General features: G+C 61.8%; 2 protein-coding genes. Both read right to left on the reverse strand.

Translation table 11 applies throughout. The features are described from left to right. Positions 1–123: 123 nt before the first annotated feature. Positions 124–3,177, reverse strand: coding sequence for an efflux RND transporter permease subunit (locus tag ACYP5B_RS54060; protein WP_459575752.1), 3,054 nt, complete (start codon positions 3,175–3,177; stop codon positions 124–126). Continuing rightward, on the reverse strand, positions 3,174–4,104 hold a 931-nt coding region (locus tag ACYP5B_RS54065), incomplete at its 5' end, for an efflux RND transporter periplasmic adaptor subunit (protein WP_459575753.1). The genes ACYP5B_RS54065 and ACYP5B_RS54060, both read right to left, overlap by 4 nt.

A 4,104-nucleotide genomic window follows, 5' to 3' on the forward strand; every position in this document is an offset into this window, starting at 1 on the left:
CGAGATCGATAGCGCCCGACTCTCCAGCGTTCATGAAAAGCATGCAGCCCAACGCCACCTGCCCGGCCCGCAGGGCCATACTCAATCTTTTCATCGGATTTACTCTCAACGTCACATTTGCGATCAGACGGTCGCAGGGCGCTTGGCCCGGTACCAGGTCGCATACAGAGCGGGAAGGAAGACGAGCGTCAGCACCGTGGCAACGACGAGCCCTCCCATGATTGCCCACGCCATGGGGCCCCAGAACACGGAATGGGTAAGCGGCACCATCGCCAGAATTGCCGCCAAGGCAGTCAGCACGATCGGGCGTAGCCGTCGCACCGCAGCCTCGACGATGGCCGTCCACAGTGCGACGCCCGCGCCCACATCCTGATCAATCTGTACGACAAGGATCACCGAGTTGCGGATGATCATTCCAGCGAGGGCGATAACACCCAACATGGCGACAAAACCAAACGGAATCTGGAACGCGGCCATGATCGCGCTCACACCGATCAGCCCGAGCGGCGCGGTCAGCAGGACCATCGCCATCTTCCTCATGTCCTGCAGTTGAATCATCAGCAGCACGAGTACCACGATGATCGTCACAGGCATCACCGCGAATACAGAACGCTGGGCCTTCGCACTCGATTCGTAAGCGCCGCCGATCTCGATGCCATACCCGAGCGGGAGCTCCTTTTCCAGAGCGTCGATCTTCGGCTGTATTGCATGCGTGACGTCAGGTGCCTGCGCCCCCGCGATGTCGGCGCGAACGGTCAGCGTTGGCACTCGGTTACGCCGCCACAGTTCGCTTTCCTCGCTGTCAAGCGTGAGTCGGGCCACTTGCGAGACCGGTACAAACTTGCCGTCGCGCACATAGATCTTTGCGTCCTTCAGGTTGTTCAGGTCCGTGCGTTCCGCGGCGACGAGGCGCGAGACCACGTCGATACCTTGGTCTTCCTCGCGGTACTGCGTGATCGGCGTGCCCGACAGCGAGGCCTCAAGGGCCTCTTTGATCTGGCCTGAGCTGATACTCAGTGCACGCGCCTTGTCCTGGTCGACGTCGACCTGCACGCGCTTGATGCGTTCGCCCCAGTCCAGGTTAACTTGGCGCACGTGCGACTCTTCACGCATGATGCCCGCCACCTGCTGCCCGATTGCACGAACTTTGGCGTTGTCCTGCCCGTACACGCGGAACTGCACCGGGTAACCGACAGGCGGACCGTTCTCCAGGTGATTGACGCGGCCACGCACATTCGGGAATCTTCCGTTGAACAGCTTCTCGAGCTTCTCCTTCACCCGCTCCCGCGCCTCACCGCCCTTCGTCATCACCAGCATCTCGCCGAGGTTCAGATTAGGCGTCTGCGCATCGAGAGGCAGGTAGAATCGTGGCGCACCGTTGCCAACAAAGCTGGTCACCGCCGCAATGTCCGGATCGCCCTTGAGCAGGCCTTCCAGCTTCTGGACCTCGCGCTGGCTCGCCTCGAAGGTCGACGCCCTCGGCATCCACAGGTCAACAATCAGTTCGGCCCGGTCAGATGCCGGAAAGAATTGCTGGGGTACTGCCTTGAACAGCACCAGTGCGCCCACGAATGCAGCGAGCGTGATCCCGATCACCCACACGCGATGCTCCAGGCAGAAATTGATGAAGCGGCGGAACTTGACATAGAAGCCGCGCTGGTAGACCGCATCTTCATCATGCGACGCGTGCGCATGCTCCTTCAACAGCTTGAAGCCGATGTAAGGTGTAAAGAGGACGGCCACGATCCATGACAGCACCAGCGAAATGCCCACCACCTGGAACAGGGAGTACACATATTCGCCGGTGCCCGACTTCGCAAAGCCGACGGGAAGAAAGCCCGCAGCTGTGATCAACGTGCCCGTGAGCATCGGGAAGGCGGTGGCCGTGTACGCGTATGTGGCGGCGCGAAACTTGTCCCAGCCCTGCTCGAGCTTCAGCGACATCATTTCGACGGCAATAATCGCATCGTCCACCAACAGTCCGAGCGCAATGATCAGCGCACCCAGCGAGATGCGCTGCAAGTCGATGCCCATCACGTACATCGCCAGGAATGTCATGGCCAGAACGAGCGGGATGCTGAGCGCGACAACCAGTCCGGTCCGCAAGCCCAGCGACAGGAAGCTCACGACGAGCACAATGACCACAGCCTCGGCCAGACTCTTCTTGAACTCGAAGACGGAATGCTCGACGATACGTGGCTGGTCGCTGACCGCATGGATCTGCACGCCCACCGGCAGGTTGGACTCGATGCGCTTTACCGATTCGTCAAGCTTTGCGCCTAGTCGGATCACGTCACCGCCCTTGCGCATGCTCACCGCAAGTCCAATCGCCTCGCGGCCGTTGAAGCGCATCCTCGACGTGGCAGGCTCCACAAAGCCGCGACGGACGTCTGCGATATCGCCAAGGCGGAAGGTACGTTGGCCAGCACGGATGCCGATGGCGCGAATCCCTTCGACCGAGTCAAACTCGCCACTGACAGCCAGCCGCACTTGTTCCGCGGTGGTTTGCACAGTCCCGCCTGATGTCACGGCGTTGGTTTGAGCGAGCGTCGACGCGATCAATGCCGGGTCGATCCCCAGCGAGGCGAGCTTGGCGGTGGAGACTTCCACATAGATCTTCTGTTCCTGCTTGCCTACCAGGTCGACCTTGTTGACGTCGCCGACACGAAGGAACTCATTACGCGCGGCGTCCGCAATCCGTCTCAGGTCGTCATAGTCGAAGCCATCGCCCGTGATGGCATAGAGGTTACCGAACGTGTCTCCGAACTCGTCATTGAAGAATGGACCCTGCGTGCCCTGTGGCAAGGTATGCCGGATGTCCTCCATCTTCTTCCGGACCTGGTACCACACATCCGGCACGGCGCCCGGTGGTACGTCCTCGCGCAGGTTGACCTTGACCTGAGTTTCGCCCGGCTTCACGTAGGTGGACGTATAGTCGATCTCCGCCACCTCTTGCAGCTTGCGCTCGATCTTGTCGGTCACCTGATCGGCCATCTGCTGCGCGGAGCTCCCCGGCCAGTACGCCTGCACGACCATGGTCTTGATCGTGAACTCGGGGTCCTCCTTCTGACCCAGGCTGCTGTAGGCCAGTACGCCGGCCACGGACAACAGCAACAGCAGGAACCCGATCATCTGCTGGTGCTTCAGCGCCCATTCGGACAGGTTGATGCCTTTCACTTCACACCTCCCGCCCTGGCGACAGACACCGTCTCGGCCACTTTCACCTGCTGGCCAGGCTGCAGCATATGCACGCCGGCACTCACTACGGTCTCTCCGCCCGCCAGTCCCCCAACCACGATGACGCTGTCGTTCTGCGCGGCGCCAAGCTTGACTTCACGCGCGATCACCCGCGACGTCTTCGGGTCGACCACCCACACCTGCCGGCCATGTTCATGATCGACAATGGCGGTCAGCGGCACGCGGACAACGCCATTGCCGTCCACGTCGGGTGCTATGACAGACGCTGTCATGCCTAGCCGCAGGAGGTCCGGATCCGCGTCCTGAATGGAAATGCGTGCCGAGTACGTCCGCGTGACGCTGTCCGCGTCCGGCGCAAGCTCACGGAGCTTGCCCGTCCAGGACTTGTCCGGATGCGCCCATACCGTGATCGCCAACGTCGACGCCTTACGCAGTTCGTCGACTCGCGACTCCGGAATACTGATCGAGACCTCGCGTTCGCCGTCAGCCGCAACGGTTGCGATCGACTGCCCGGCTGCGACCACCTGGCCGGCTTCCGCGTTGATTGCACTGACTACGCCATCGCGGTCGGCCACGAGCGTGGTAAAACCGCGCAGGTTGGCATTCAGCTGCTGGCGCGCCTGGGCAGAACGCAGTTGTGCTTCCGCCTGGTTAAGCGCCAGCCGCTGCTGGTCCAGTTCGGCTTGCGAGGCAAAGTTCTGCGCGAGCAGTTGCTCGGTACGCCGAACATCCACCCGCGCCTGGGCTACCCGGCCCCTTGCCGCATCAGCCTCCGCACCCGCCGCGGCCACCTGCAACGTCTCCTGGGTAGGATCGAGCTGGAACAACGGCTGGCCGCGCTTGACGTGGCTGCCCACTTCCACCATGCGCGCGACGATCTTGCCGGCTGTGCGGAATCCCAGTTGA

It is taken from the genome of Cupriavidus sp. 8B, from assembly GCF_054589115.1.